The sequence below is a fragment of the Anaeromyxobacter sp. genome (assembly GCA_016718565.1).
GTDB lineage: Bacteria > Myxococcota > Myxococcia > Myxococcales > Anaeromyxobacteraceae > JADKCZ01.
Genome location: JADKCZ010000001.1, coordinates 26366 through 39568 on the forward strand (window position 1 = coordinate 26366; position 13203 = coordinate 39568).

Genomic DNA, 13203 nt, shown 5'->3' on the forward strand with positions numbered 1-13203 from the left:
GGGCCGCCCCAGCCTAGGCGTCGCCCAGGACCTTCTTGACCACCGAGAGGACGTCCTCGGACTTGAACGGCTTGACGATGAAGTCGCTGGCCCCGGCCTCGATGGCCTCCATCACCAGCGACTCCTGGCCCAGCGCGCTGCACATCACCACCACCGCCCGCCCGTCGTGCTTGATGATCTCGCGGGTGGCCTCGATGCCGCTCTTGAAGGGCATCACGATGTCCATGGTGGTGAGGTCGGGCTTGAGCTCCTTGTACTTCTCCACCGCCTCCAGCCCGTTGGCGGCCTCTCCGACCACCTCGAAGCCCGAGCCGGCGAAGATGTCCTTGATCATGTTCCGCATGAAGATCGCGTCGTCGACGATCAGGACTCGCTTCGCCATGGTCAGGCCTCTCTCCTCGCGCCGGGACGGTAACACCGCTCCCGCGCGACCGACAAGGTGAAGTGTCCTGCGGCCAGGCGCCGCCCTCGGCCCGGCGCCGCCGCCGCCGCGCGGTGCGGCGCGGGCGCCAGGTGGGCCGATGTGCTCACCGGACCCCGAAGATGGCCGCCGCGGCCGCCGCCAGGGCGGCGGGGTCGAGGAGGGTGACGGCGCCCATGGAGGCGGTGGCCACCCCGCGGACCACGCTCGAGCGCGGGTCCAGGGGTGGCGCGGCGCCGGCCGGCCGGCCGTCCGGCGGCGCGCTGCCCGGGCCGGCGGCCCCCGGCGGCGGCGCCGGCTCGCAGCTGGGCAGCGCCTCCACCCCGAGCACCCCGCCGATGAGCAGGCCGAGGGCGCGCTTGTCGCGCTCCAGGATGACCACCTGCCCCGCCCCGGCCATGAGCGCCCTGGGCTCGAGCCCCATGAGCTCGGCCAGGTCCACCACCGCCACCACCCGGCCGCGCAGGTTCATCACGCCGCGCACCGCCCCGCCGGAGCGCGGCACCAGCGCGAAGGGCGGCTGCGGCAGCACCACCTCGCGCACCGCCTCGAGCGGCAGCGCGTAGCGCTCGCGCGCCACCCGGAAGAGGACGTGTCGGTCTGCCACCGGGCCCCCGCCCTCCCCTAGCCGAGCCGGAAGCGCGAGACCACGGTCTGCAGCTCGACCGAGAGGTTGGTGAGCTCCTGGGCGGCGCTGGCCATCTGCGCCACGGCGGCGGTCTGCTCGGCGATCACCTTGCGCACCTGCTCGGTGGCCCCGGCGTTGGAGCTGGCCACCTCGGAGATGTGGTCCATGGCGGTGACCATGTCGGCCGAGCCCTTGAGCTGGTCGCGGGCCGCCCCCGAGATGACCTCCACCTTGTCGGCGCCGGTGCGGACGTTCTGGGCGATGCCGGCCAGGGTGCGGATGATGGCGTTCAGGTCCTCGCGCCCCTCGCCCAGCTCGGAGACCGACTCCTTCATGGTCTCGACCACCTTGGCGGCGCGGCCGGAGATGTCGGAGGCCAGGTCGGAGATCTGCTCGGCGGAGCGGCCCGAGCTCTCGGCCAGCTTGCGCACCTCCTCGGCCACCACCGCGAAGCCGCGGCCGTACTCGCCGGCGCGGGCCGCCTCGATGGTGGCGTTCAGCGCCAGCAGGTTGGTCTGGTTGGCCACCGAGGTGATGACCTCGACGATCTTGGAGATCTCCTTGGTGCGCTCGCCGAAGGCGAAGACCTGCTCGGAGGCGGCCTCGATGCGGGCGAAGACCTTCTTGACCTTCTCGCCGGCCAGCCGGGCCGCCTCGCCGCCGCCGGCGGCCGAGGCCGAGGTCTCGGCCGAGGCGCGGGCGGCCTCCTCGGCGCTCTTGGCGGTGCGCTCGATGGAGGCGGCGATCTCGCCGATGACCTTGGAGGTGCGCTCCACCAGCTCGGACTGCTGGCCGGCGCCCTCGGCGATCTTCTCCATGGAGGAGGCCACCTCGTCGGTGGAGGCGTTGACCTCCTCGGCGGAGGCCTGCAGGTCGTTGGCGCTGTCGGCCACCGACTGGGCGGTGCGCTGGATGCGGGAGACCAGGTCGCGCAGGTTCTCCTGCATGGTGCGGATGGCGCCGGTCAGCTCGTCGATCTCGTCCTGGAAGGTGCGGGTCCCCTCGGAGAGGACGGTGCGCGAGAGGTCGCCGCGGCTGATCTCCACCGCCGACTCCTTGAGGCGGCCGACGCGGGCGGTGCGGACGATGCCCACCGTGAGGATCTGGCCCAGCACCAGGGTGAGGAGCAGCACCAGCGCGCCGGCGGCCCAGGGGGCCTCGGGCAGGAGCCGGTTGGTGAAGGGGAAGGCGAAGACCAGCACCAGGCCCACCACCAGGTAGCTCACCAGCAGCTTGACCTGCAGCGAGGCGGTCAGGCCGGCGGCCTCGGGCGGCGGGCGCAGCGGGGTCTCGGCGGCGCGGCCGCGCACCGCCACCAGGTGCGGCGCGTCCTGCCAGCGCGCCGACGGGCGGGTGGACAGTCGGTCGTCACGGGATCGCGCCACGGTCACCTCGGTCGGAGCAGGAAGCCCCTGGAAAATCGGGCCGTTCGATCCTAGGCCGTCCCGGCGCGATGTCAAAGACGAGGGCGAGGGGCGGACGGACGGTCCTCAGCGCCGGACCAGCCGCCGCACCGCCGCCAGGTGGTCGTGGCCGCGGGTCACCGGGTGGTGGCCGCCGCCGGGGCGGGCCACCTGCACGCCGCGGGCGCGGGTGACGGTGCCGATCACCGCGAGCGGGGTCCCCTCGGCGCGGGCCGCGGCCAGCGCCGCCGGCACCCGGCGCACCGGCACGGTGAGGCACAGCTCGTAGTCCTCGCCGCCGGAGAGGGCCGCCGCCCAGGGATCGGGGCGGCCGGCGGTGGCGCGGCGGTAGGCGGCCGAGAGCGGCAGCTCGGCCAGCCGGAGCGAGGCCCCCACCCCGGAGGCCTGGCAGAGGTGGCCCAGGTCCTGGACCAGGCCGTCGGAGACGTCGATGGCGGCGCTGGCGAAGGGGGCCAGGGCGCGGCCCAGCCCGAGGCGCGGCACCGGGCGGCGCTGGCGGCGCCGCAGCGCCGGCGCGGCGCCGGGCTCCAGCCCCAGCGACGCCTCGCCCAGGCTGCCGGACACCAGCACCGCGTCGCCCGCCCTGGCGCCGGCGCGCCGCAGCGCCCGGCCGGCCGGCGCCGCGCCCACCACCGTGACGGTGAGCGAGAGGCCGGCGGCGCGGGTGACGTTGCCGCCCACCACCACGACGCCGAAGCGGCGGGCGCAGGCGCCCAGGCCGCGCGCCACCCCGGCCAGGCGGGCCGGGCGGGTGCCGCGCGGCACCCCCAGCGCCACCAGCGCCCAGAGCGGCCGGGCGCCCATGGCGGCCAGGTCGGAGAGGTTGACCGCCAGGGCCTTCCAGCCGATGTCACCCGGGGTGAAGCGGGCGTCGAAGTGGACCCCCTCCTCCACCGCGTCCACCGTGGCCACCAGCTCCTCGCCGGGCGGCGCCGCCAGCAGGGCGGCGTCGTCGCCCGGCCCGAGCAGCACCCCCTCGCCGGCGAGCGGCAGGGCGCGGGTGAAGGCGGCGATGAGGTCGAACTCGCCCTGCGGCGGTGGACGTGCCCGGCCCACGCTGCGGGTGGTCCCTAGCCCACCGGCGCGGCGGGCATGATGGGCGTGACCGACGGCTCGAGGCGCGGCCGGATGGGCAGCACCAGCGCGAAGGTGGAGCCGGCCCCGGGGCGGGAGGTCACGGTGATCTCGCCGCCGTGCGCCTCGGCGAAGCTCTTGACGATGGCCAGGCCCAGGCCGGCCCCGCCGTACTCGCGGGTGGTGGAGCCGTCCACCTGGTAGAAGACGTCGAAGAGGCGCGGCAGGTGCTCCTCGGAGATGCCGATGCCGGTGTCGGTCACCTTGAGCGCCACCCGGTCGCCCGGCAGCGGCTCGGCCGAGACCACCAGGGTGCCGCCGGCCTGGGTGAACTTGACGGCGTTGGAGCAGAGGTTCACCAGGCACTGGCGCAGCTTCTCGCGGTCGCCCTGCAGGCGCGGCACGCCGCCCGGCTCGCAGGCCACCTTGAGGCTCTTCTTGCGGGCCAGCGGCAGCACGGTGGCCACCGCGTCCTTGAGGAGCTGCGGCACGTCCACCTCGGAGAGCACCAGCCGCACCCGGCCCGCCTCGATCTTGGAGATGTCGAGGATGGAGGTGATGAGCTGCAGCAGGTTCTCGCCCTTCTCCATGATGATGCCGAGGTACTCGCGCTGCTCGGCGGTGAGCGGGCCGCCCAGCCCCTCCAGCATCATCTCGGAGTAGCCGATGACGCTGGTGAGCGGGGTGCGCAGCTCGTGGCTCATGGTGGCCAGGAAGTTGGACTTGAGGCGGTCCAGCTCCTTGAGCTTGGCGAAGCTCTCCTCCAGCTGCCGGTTCTTCTCCTGCAGCTCGCGGTAGCTCTCCTGCACGGCCTCGATGTGCAGCTTGGCCGCGATGAGGTTCTTGTGGCCCGTGAAGACCATCACGTCCACCAGATCCATGAAGTGCTTCAGGATCTTCTCGGCGGTGCCCTGCGGCACGCGCCGGATCTTCTGCACGTAGCCGGTGGCCAGGGCCACGTCGAAGTCGGGCGAGATGGAGGTCAGGGTGTCGGGCAGCGCGGCCAGCTCCTCGGGCACGAAGGGCCCGAAGACCACCCGGCCGAGCGCGTCGCCCTCGTAGAGCACCGGCTGCACCACGTAGCGGCACCCCGAGAAGCAGGGGAGCGTGGTGGCCGCGGCCACCTCGGGGATGGGATCGCTCTTGACCCGGCCCACCGTGGCGACGCACTGCTCGCGCCCGCTGGCCTTGGTCCAGATGTAGCCGCAGAAGTCGGCGTTGCCGATGCGGACGTCCACCAGCTTGTTGCCGGCCTCGTCGAAGACCTTGAGCCCCACGCGGTAGAGCTCGGCGAACGACTGGCAGACGTCGGAGAAGGCCCGCAGGTCGAGCAGGTCCCCGAGCGCCAGGCGCTGCTGCAGGAAGGAGGGCGCCAGGCTCATCTCCCCTGGGCCTCCTGGGCGAAGCGGGTGCCCCGCTTGTCGACGTGATCGAAGATGCGCGCCAGGAACTCCTCCTCGGTGACGTGCCAGCGGCTGGCCAGCCCCAGGCTGCCGTCGAGCGAGCGGTAGCAGAGCGACAGCAGGGTCCAGAGGGTCTCCACCACGCCCTCGCCGCGGATGGCCACGGCCGGCACCACCGGCGGCTTCAGGGAGGTGCGCAGGTCGCCCAGGTCGTCCTCGCCGCGGGCGTCGGGCAGGTCGCGCTTGTTGAGCTGGATGACCAGGGGCAGCGTCTTGGGGTCGAGCCCGTTGGCCTCCAGGTTGCGCAGCATGTTGTTCCAGTAGGCCAGCGTGGAGGCGGCCTCGGAGCGCCGGCTGTCGGCCACGAAGGCGATGGCGTCGGTGCCCTGCAGCACGATGCGCCGGGTCGACTCGTGGATCACCTGCCCGGGCACCGTGTAGAGCTTGAGCTTGACCTTGACGCCCGCCGCCGTCCTGAAGAAGACGGGCATCATGTCGAAGAACAGGGTGCGATCGTCCTTGGTGTCGAGGGTCATGAGGCGCCCGCGCACCGTCGGCTCGATCTTCTGGTAGAGCGCCTGGAGGTTCGTCGTCTTGCCGCTCAGAGCGGGGCCGTAATAGACGACCTTGACCGCGATCTCGCGCGCATCGTTGTTGATCTGGACCATGGGGACCGTTCTGGCGCGCAGTGTAGCCATGCCTTCCCCGCGCGATCCACCTTCCTGGCTGGTGCGAGGGAGGCCCACCCTGGGGGCCCGGTCCTTGGATGGGCCCCAGGAGTGGACTAGAGTCCAACCCGGCCGGGGGGCCGCCGCCGCTGGCGGCACGTGAACTCGGAGCGAGGAGCGCCGATGGACCGCCCGGTCCAGCAGCCAGCCGACGACCTGCCGGAGGCGGAGATCGCCGAGCGGCTGCACTGGCTGCTGCGCCTGCGCTGGCTGATCGTGCCGGTCTTCGTGGCGGTGGACCTCGCCAACGACCTCCTGACCCACCGCCGCGCCCCCTGGACCTCGCTCTACATCGGCGCGGTGCTGCTGCTGGCCAACGCCGTCTACGCCTGGCTGCTGGCGCGCAAGGTGGACCTGCGGGCCATGGTGCGCTGGACGCGCTTCGAGTCGGCGCTGGTGGTGGCGGTGCCGGTGGTGGTGATGGTGCTGCACGGCGAGCCGGACAGCGCGGTGCGCTACGGCGTGCTGGTGGGCGTGGTGGGCGCCGCGGTGGTGCTGCCGCGCACCGGCGAGGTGGCGGTGGTGGGGATGTGGGCGGTGGCGGCCCTGATGGTGGCCGACGCCGTGGGCATGGGCTTCGACCCGGCCCGCATCGACCAGCGGGTGGTGGCCCGCTGGGCCTGGGACACCGGCATCATCGTCACCGTGGCGCTGATCGCCGGCTACCTGCACTCCAGCCGCGACTGGGCCTCGCAGCGCCTGCGCACCGCCTCGGAGGGGCTGGAGCGGGCCCGGGCCGAGTGGGAGGCCACCTTCGACTCCATCAACGAGCTGGTCTTCGTGACCGACCGGGAGGGGCGGGTGCTGCGCGTCAACCGGGCCTTCGCCAAGGTGCTGGGGGCCCGGCCGCACGAGCTGGCCGGGCGGCGCGTCTCCGACCTGCTGGCCGGCCACCCGGACCGCTGGTGGACGCTGCCGGGCGACGGCATCGTGGAGATCGAGGACCCGGTCTTCGACACGCTCTTCGAGGTCACCTCCACCCGGCTGGGCGACCGGGTGGTGCAGGTGGCGCGCGACGTGGGCGAGCAGCGGCGCCTCTACGCCCGGCTGGTGCAGGCCGACAAGCTGGCGGCGGTGGGGGTGCTGGCCTCCGGCGTGGCCCACGAGATCAACAACCCGACCGCCTTCGTCACCTCCAACCTGACCGAGCTGCGGCGCTACGTGGCCACCTTCGAGGCGGCCCTGGGCGAGGGCCCGGAGCCCGGCGAGGCGGCGCAGGCGGGCGCCTCCCCGGGGCGGCTGCTGGCCGGCACGGCGCGCGGCGAGCTGGCCTTCGCCCGGCGCGAGGCGCAGAAGGCCATCACCGAGAGCCTGACGGGCATGGAGCGCATCCGGCAGATCGTCAACAACCTGCGCTCGCTGGCGCGGCGCGACCAGGCCGGCGAGCCGGCCGCGCTGGTGGAGCTGGGGGAGCTGGTGCAGCTGGTGGTGCGCACCGCGGCCTCGGACCTGAAGCACGCCTCGGCGCGGGTGGACCTGCAGGGGCCGGTGTGGGTCTCGGGCCACCGCGGCGAGCTGGTGGACGTGCTGCTCAACCTGGTGGTGAACGCCGTGCAGGCGCGCGAGCCGGGCCGGCCGAACCGCATCTCCATCGAGCTCCTGCGCGACGGGCCGCAGGCGGTGGTGCAGGTGGCCGACACCGGCAAGGGGATCGCGCAGGCGCACATGAAGCGGCTCTTCGAGCCCTTCTTCACCACCAAGGCGCCGGGCGAGGGCACCGGGCTGGGGCTCAACCTGGCGCGCAAGATCGTGCTGTCCCACGGCGGCGCCATCGAGGTGGCCAGCGAGCTGGGGGTGGGCTCGACCTTCACGGTGCGGCTGCCGGCGGTGGACCTGGACACCCGCAGCCGGCTGGGCGACGACGAGGAGGAGCCCGAGCTGCTGGGCGTCTCGGTGGGTGGGCTGCCGCTGGACTCGTAGGCCCGCGCCGGGACCTCAGGCCCCCGCGGCCCACCAGGCCCGCGCCTCCTCCAGGGAGCGCAGCAGCGGGCAGCGGGGCAGCGAGGCCAGGAAGGCGCGGCCGTAGCCCTTGGTGAGGAGGCGCCGGTCGAGCACCGCCACCAGGCCGCGGTCGGTGGCGGTGCGGATGAGCCGGCCGAAGCCCTGGCGCAGCGCCAGCGCCGCGGCCGGCACCTGCAGCTCGCCGAAGCCCTGGCGCCCCTCGGCCTCGGCGGCGGCCAGGCGGGCCGCCATGATGGGGTCGCCGGGCGGCGCGAACGGGAGCCGGTCGATGATCACCAGCGAGAGCGCCTGGCCCGGCACGTCCACCCCCTCCCAGAAGCTGGCGGTGGCGAAGAGCACCGAGGGCTCGGCGCGGAACAGCTCCAGCAGCCGCTGCTTGGGGCGCTCCCCCTGCAGCAGCCGCTGGTAGGGCAGGTGCGAGGAGGCGGCGTGCAGGGCCGCCATGTTGCGGTTGGAGGTGCAGAGCACGAAGGCCCGCCCGCCGGTCACCTCGGTGAGCGCCTCCACCGCCGCGGCCGCCGCCGCCACGAAGCCCGGGTCGCTCGGCTCCGGCAGGCCGTCCGGCACCACCAGCGCGGCCTGGCGCTGGTAGTCGAACGGCCCCGGGAAGACCGCCTCCTCCACCTCGAGGTCGGGCCCCAGCCCGACCTGGCGCCGGAAGAAGTCGAAGCGCCCGCCGGCCGCCAGGGTGGCGCTGGTGAAGACCGCCGTGTCGGTGCGGGCGTAGAGCCGCTCGTTGAGCTCGCCGGCCACGTCGATGGGCGCGGCCCGGAGGAAGACGCCGCGCCCGCGGGTCTCGCCGAAGTAGACCCGGGTGGGCTCGCGGAGCGCCGTGACCGCCTGCAGCTCGATGCGCAGCTCGGCGGCCCGCCGGGCCACCTGCGCCAGCGCCGGGGCGTCGGCGTCGGCCAGGGTGTCGCGCACCTGCTGCAGGGCGGCGTCGAGCCGGTCCCGCTCGACGCCCAGCGGCGCCAGCATGGCCTCGCTGAGCGGGGCGCGGGCCGGCTCCTCCTCGCCGCCGGGCCGCCGGGCCGAGGCCGCCTCGCCCCCCGCCTCGAAGAGCCCCGGCGCGCCCTCGCCCGACCCGGCCCCGGCCCCGCCGCCGCGGGCGCGGCGCGCCGGCCGGGCCGGTCCGCGCCCTCCGGCCCCGCCGCCGAAGCGCCCGCCGCCGGCCCCCCGCAGCTGCTCGCCCACGCCGGCGAAGAAGCGCTCGCCCGACTTGCGCAGCTCGCCGGTCAGCTCCTTGAGCATGGCGGCCAGGTCCGGCCGGTCGGCCACCACCCGCTGCGCGTCCCGCGCCAGCTCCTCCACCCGCCAGGAGGAGACCTGCAGCCCGAAGTACTCGGTGGCCACCTCCTCGAGCGCGTGGGCCTCGTCGAAGATGACCACGTCGTAGTCGGGCAGCACCTCCACGCCGGCCCGCCCGGTGCGCATGGCCAGGTCGGCGAAGAAGAGGTGGTGGTTCACCAGCAGCACCTGCGAGGCGGCCGCCCGGGCGCGGGCCCGGGTGACGAAGCACTCCTCGTAGGCCGGGCACTCGCGCCCCAGGCAGGTGTCGCTGGTGGCGGAGAGGTCCTTCCAGGCTGCCAGCTGCTCGGGCAGGTCCAGCTCGGCCCGGTCGCCGGTCTCGGTCACCTCGGCCCAGGCCTTGAGCTGCGGCCAGAAGGCCGCCTCCTCGCGCACCGCGAAGGTGGGGGCGCGGGCGAACTCGGCGGCCCGCTCCAGGCACAGGTAGTTGGAGCGGCCCTTGAGGTAGGCCGCCTCGAAGTGCAGGCCGCAGCGCTCCCGGAGCAGCGGCAGGTCCTTCCACCAGATCTGCTCCTGCAGCGCCTTGGTGGCGGTGGAGATGACCACCCGCCGGCCGCACAGCGCCGCCGGCACCAGGTAGGCCAGCGTCTTGCCGGTGCCGGTGCCGGCCTCCGCCACCAGGTAGCGCCGGTCGTCGAGGGCCCGCGCCACCGCGTGGGCCAGGGCCAGCTGGTCGGCGCGGTGCTCGTAGCCCGGCAGGGCGCGGGCCAGGGCGCCGCCCGGGCCCAGCAGGGCGTCGATGGCGGCGGGGCCCTGGCTCACGGGGCCTTGCCGGAGAGCAGCTGGTAGACCAGCCAGGCGACGGCCGAGGCCAGCCAGGCGGCCAGGGCCAGCACCGCGACGCGGCGCCAGCGGCCCCCGGCCAGGGCCGGCGGCGGGGTGCGCGGCAGCGAGGCCAGGCCCACCACGGTGGCGCGCTTGAGCACCTCGGCCTTCATGGCCTGGGCCACCGCGTCCTGCGGCCGCGCCGCCAGCACGTCGCGGTAGCGGCGGCCGGCGGTGGCCAGGCCGTCGAGATCGGGGAAGCGGCCCAGGTAGGCGCGGTGCGCCGCGGGCTCGTCCCAGCGGGCCACCACCTCGGCCCAGGCGGCGGGCTCGGAGCCGGTGGCGGGATCGGCGGCGCCCGGGACCTCGGGGGCGGGGTTCGGGGCGGTGGTGTCCGGCATGGGGAGCGGATCCTAGAACGCGAAGGGCACGGGCACGAAGGTCAGGGCGAAGAGCACGAGCCCGCAGAGCGCCAGGGCGGTGCGGGCCGGATCGAGCGGCCGCTCGTCCCAGGAGGGCGGGTGGCCGGTGCCCACCGCCACGCGGGTGAGCGCCCACCAGAAGAGCCAGTTCCAGGACAGGAACAGCCCGCAGGCGAGCAGCGCCGCCGACACCAGCCGCGACAGGGCCCGCGCGCCGCGCTGGCCGAGCCAGGCGTAGGTGAGGTGGCCGCCGTCGAGCTGGCCGAGCGGCACCAGGTTGAGCGCGGTCACCAGCATGCCCAGCCAGGCGGCGAAGGCCACCGGGTGGAGCACCAGGTCCTGCCCGGCCGGCAGCGCCCCCCAGGTGAGCCGCTGCGCGGCCCAGGTGACCAGGCTGTCGCCCATGAACTGGACCGAGCCGGCCTCGGCGGCCGCCTCGAGCCGGCCGTCCCACCAGGCGGTGAGCAGGAGCCAGGGCGAGTCGAGGCCGGCCCGGGGCAGGCCGCCGGCCTCCACCACGGTGCTGTGGGCCAGGCCCCACAGCAGCAGCGGCAGGGCCACCGCGAAGCCGGCCAGCGGGCCGGCCACCCCGATGTCGAGGGTGGCGCGGCGCGAGGGCGGCAGCGAGCGCATCCGCATCACCGCCCCGAAGGTGCCCACGCCGAAGGGCACCGGCAGGAAGTAGGGGAGCGTGGTGTCCACCCGGTGCCAGCGGGCCAGGGCGTAGTGGCCCAGCTCGTGGGCCCCCAGGATGCCGAGCAGCGCCGCCGAGTAGGGCCAGCCGTGGCGCAGCACCAGCGCGGCGGTGACCGGCTGGCCGGGCGGGGCGGCCAGGTCGTGGCCGGCCAGCAGGGTGGTCACGGCGGTGGCCAGCAGCAGCGCCACATTCACCCAGGGTGAGCGGCCGAGGGCGGCGCGCCAGCGGGCGGTCGGGGACGGCGGGGGCACGGGGGCGCCGCTCCGGCTCAGCGCTCGCCGCCGCCCGCGCCGGGCGAGGCCAGCTCGGCCCGGGTGAGCTCGCGCAGGCCGTCGCGGTCGAGGGTCAGGAAGAACAGCTCCTTCTCCACCACCCGGGTCGGACCCACCGTCAGGTCGCCGGTGGCGCCCTTGAAGCCCTTGACCCCGGCCAGCCCGTCGCGCAGGGCGGCGCGGGTGCGGGCCTGGCCGCCCTCGATGACGGCGCGGGCCAGCTTGACCGCGTCGTAGGCGGAGGCCTCCAGGATGGAGGGGGCCGCGCCGTACTTGCGCTGGTAGGCGTCGGCGAAGCGGCGGGTCTCGGGGCGCGTCGAGCCGGCGAAGAAGCCGTCCACGAAGACGGCGCAGCGCACGTGGCGCCCGGCGCCGCCGGGGGCCAGGTCGAAGAGCGAGGGGTCGGAGCCCCAGCCGTTGCCGCCCAGGAGCTGCACCGCCCGGAGGTCCCTGCGGCCGGTGGTCTTCTCCACCCGCCGCACCTCGTCGGGCAGGCAGGTGGTGGTGAGCACGTCCTCCACCGCCAGCGCCGGCGTGATGAGCTTCACGTTGCGGGCGAAGTCGGCGATGAGCACCGCGTCGAAGTCCACCACCGGGGCCAGGCCGTCGCGCAGCTTCTCCAGCGCCTTGCGGCGGCGGAACGGGTCGGGCTCGCGCGCCGCCACCTCGCGGGCCCCCTCCACGAAGTCGGTGCGCTCGTCGAGCCAGCGCTTGCCCACCATCTCCTTCACCAGCGGGGTGAAGGTGGTCCGGTCGATGGGGTAGCTCTCGGCGGCCCGCACCTCGCCGCCGCGCGCCTCCACCTCGTCCCAGAAGGCGCCGGCCAGCTCCACCCCGTAGGCCACCTGCGGGTACATCACGGCGAAGCGCTTCAGCCCGCGCTTGCCCATGAAGAGGTCGGCCAGGGCGCGGGCCTGGGCGCCGGCGGTGAGCATGTGCTGGAAGACGAAGGGGCCGGCCTCGGTCACGCCCTCCAGCTTGGAGAGCGACAGGAGCGGCACCCCCAGCTCCTCGGCGGTGGCGGCGGCCCGCTCGGCCTCGGCGTTGGCCACCCCGCCGATGACCACGATGGCCCCCTCCTCCAGCGCCAGCTGCTCGATGGCGCTGGCCGCGCCGTCCGGCTCGCCGCGGGTGTCGCGGATGGCCAGCCGGACCCCGGCGCCCTCGCCCAGCGCCAGCCCGATGCCCTGCAGGATGACCTCGCCCCAGCGCTTGAACGGCCCGGAGAGGGGCACCGCCACGCCCACCACGTCGGGCCGCACGGCGGTCAGCCGGGCCAGCCGGTCCAGCGCCGCCTGGGCGTCGGCGGCCCACGGCGAGGTGGGCCAGCGGGAGAGCAGGTCGCGCGCCGCCGCCTCGGCGCCGGCCCAGTCGCGCACGTGCACCAGGATGCGGCAGCGCTTCATGGCCACGGTGGGCAGGGCCGGCGAGTCCTGCGGGAGCGACTCGAGGAGCCGCGCCACGGCCAGCCCGTCGAGCCGGGCGTCCACCACCTGCTCGACCCGCGCCAGGGCCGCCTCGCGGGCCGGGCCGGCGGTGGAGCGCAGGGCCGCCTCGCCCCACCAGCGCACCGCCTCGGGCCAGGCGCGGGCCGCCTCGGCCGCCTCGGCGGTGGCGCGGGCCGCCGCGGCGCGCTCCACCTCGGGCAGGCGCCCGTAGAGCGAGCCCAGGGTGGCCAGGCCGTCGCGGGCCCTCCCCAGCTCCAGGTCGGTGAGGGCCAGCTCGTACTTGGCCTGGGTGGCCTCGGGGTAGAGCGGGTGGTCCACCAGCAGCCGGCCCAGCGCGGCGGCGGAGCGGGGCACGTCGCCGGCGGCGCGCCAGGCGCGGGCCGCCTCGTGCTGGGCCTCGGCCGCGGCCGGCACGCCCGGGTAGCGGGCCGCGAAGGCCTCCAGCCTGGCGGCCCGCTCGGCCGGGGGCAGGCCGTCGAGCGCGGCCCGCTCGGCGGAGAGGTCCACCCGCACCAGCCCCTCGGCCTCGGCCACCGGCAGCTCCTGGCCGCGCACCACCACCCGGGCCGGGGCGCAGGAGGTGACCAGCGCGACGAGGGCGGCGCGCGCCAGCCAGCGGGCGGCGCTTCGGTCGGTCAGGGGGGCGGGCAT

At 75.4% G+C, this 13203-nt stretch carries 11 protein-coding genes; 1 reads left to right on the forward strand and 10 read right to left on the reverse strand.

All coding sequences use genetic code 11. The features are described from left to right. Positions 1-13: 13 nt before the first annotated feature. From IPO09_00130 to IPO09_00155, 6 genes are all read right to left on the reverse strand, one after another. On the reverse strand, positions 14-382 hold the full coding sequence (locus IPO09_00130; protein ID MBK9515761.1) for a response regulator: 369 nt from the start codon (positions 380-382) through the stop codon (positions 14-16). Positions 383-527: 145 nt separating this feature from the next. Then, complete coding sequence (locus IPO09_00135; protein MBK9515762.1) at positions 528-1028, reverse strand: chemotaxis protein CheW; 501 nt, start codon at positions 1026-1028, stop codon at positions 528-530. A gap of 17 nt (positions 1029-1045) precedes the next feature. Continuing rightward, the gene (locus IPO09_00140) at positions 1046-2434 is read right to left on the reverse strand and encodes a methyl-accepting chemotaxis protein (protein ID MBK9515763.1); all 1389 of its coding nucleotides are present in this window, start codon (positions 2432-2434) and stop codon (positions 1046-1048) included. Positions 2435-2539: 105 nt separating this feature from the next. Continuing rightward, positions 2540-3529, reverse strand: a complete 990-nt coding sequence (gene thiL / locus IPO09_00145; protein MBK9515764.1) for a thiamine-phosphate kinase — start codon at positions 3527-3529, stop codon at positions 2540-2542. A 14-nt stretch (positions 3530-3543) separates the two neighbouring features. Further along, the gene (locus tag IPO09_00150; GenBank protein ID MBK9515765.1) at positions 3544-4929 is read right to left on the reverse strand and encodes a PocR ligand-binding domain-containing protein; all 1386 of its coding nucleotides are present in this window, start codon (positions 4927-4929) and stop codon (positions 3544-3546) included. Further along, positions 4926-5618 (reverse strand): MglA protein, encoded by a 693-nt coding sequence (locus IPO09_00155; GenBank protein ID MBK9515766.1) that lies wholly within the window; start codon positions 5616-5618, stop codon positions 4926-4928. Before IPO09_00155 ends, IPO09_00150 begins: the two co-directional genes overlap by 4 nt. A 183-nt stretch (positions 5619-5801) precedes the next feature. Here IPO09_00155 and IPO09_00160 point away from each other — a divergent pair, with 183 nt between their 5' ends. Continuing rightward, the gene (locus IPO09_00160; protein MBK9515767.1) at positions 5802-7598 is read left to right on the forward strand and encodes a PAS domain S-box protein; all 1797 of its coding nucleotides are present in this window, start codon (positions 5802-5804) and stop codon (positions 7596-7598) included. Between the two features lie 15 nt (positions 7599-7613). Here IPO09_00160 and IPO09_00165 read toward each other — a convergent pair whose 3' ends face one another. The 4 genes from IPO09_00165 to IPO09_00180 all read right to left on the reverse strand — a co-directional run bounded on the left by IPO09_00165 (position 7614) and on the right by IPO09_00180 (position 13203). Then, entirely contained in the window at positions 7614-9611 is a 1998-nt protein-coding gene (locus tag IPO09_00165) for an ATP-dependent DNA helicase (protein ID MBK9515768.1), read from the reverse strand. Positions 9612-9706: 95 nt separating this feature from the next. Then, positions 9707-10114, reverse strand: coding sequence for a hypothetical protein (locus IPO09_00170; protein MBK9515769.1), 408 nt, complete (start codon positions 10112-10114; stop codon positions 9707-9709). Positions 10115-10126: 12 nt separating this feature from the next. Next, on the reverse strand, positions 10127-11026 hold the full coding sequence (locus tag IPO09_00175) for a site-2 protease family protein (protein ID MBK9515770.1): 900 nt from the start codon (positions 11024-11026) through the stop codon (positions 10127-10129). A gap of 74 nt (positions 11027-11100) precedes the next feature. Beyond that, positions 11101-13203: a penicillin-binding protein activator gene (locus IPO09_00180; protein ID MBK9515771.1), complete on the reverse strand. Its 2103-nt coding sequence runs from the start codon at positions 13201-13203 to the stop codon at positions 11101-11103.